The organism is Mycobacterium sp. E2989 (assembly GCF_001667595.1).
In the GTDB taxonomy this organism is placed as follows: Bacteria; Actinomycetota; Actinomycetes; order Mycobacteriales; family Mycobacteriaceae; genus Mycobacterium.
Window position 1 is genome coordinate 1 of record NZ_LZJX01000136.1, and the last position, 500, is coordinate 500.

General features: G+C 71.4%; 1 protein-coding gene. It reads left to right on the plus strand.

The window, feature by feature from the left end:
* A partial coding sequence (locus tag A5680_RS24385) for a VWA domain-containing protein (protein WP_231977689.1) occupies nucleotides 1-500 on the plus strand: 500 nt, incomplete at both ends.

Genomic DNA, 500 nt, shown 5'->3' on the forward strand with positions numbered 1-500 from the left:
CGCCCGGGCATGCTGTTGTTCGGTTTGCTCCCGCTGGCTCTGCTCGGGGTCTACATCCTGGTCCAGGCTCGCCGCCGGCGCCGGCTGCGCCGGTTCACCGAGACGAGCGTGCCGCAGTCGCTGGCGCGTCACATCCCGATCGCGGTGTCGCTGCTCAGCCTGGTTCTGCTGACCATCGCGCTCGCGACCCCCACCCACGACATGCGCATCCCGCGCAACCGGGCCGTCATCGTGCTGGTCATCGACATGTCGCAGTCCATGCGGGCGACCGACGTGCCGCCCAACCGGCTCAAGGCCGCCGAGGAGGCGGCCACCCAGTTCGCCACCCAGCTGACGCCGGGCATCAACCTGGGGCTGGTCGGCTTCGCGGGCACGCCGTACCTGCTGGTGCCGCCGACGACCAACCGCCAGGCGGTCAAGGCCGCGATCGACAGCCTCAAGCCGGCCCCCAAGACCGCGACGGGCGAGGGCCTGTTCACCGCGCTGCAGGCATCGCGACG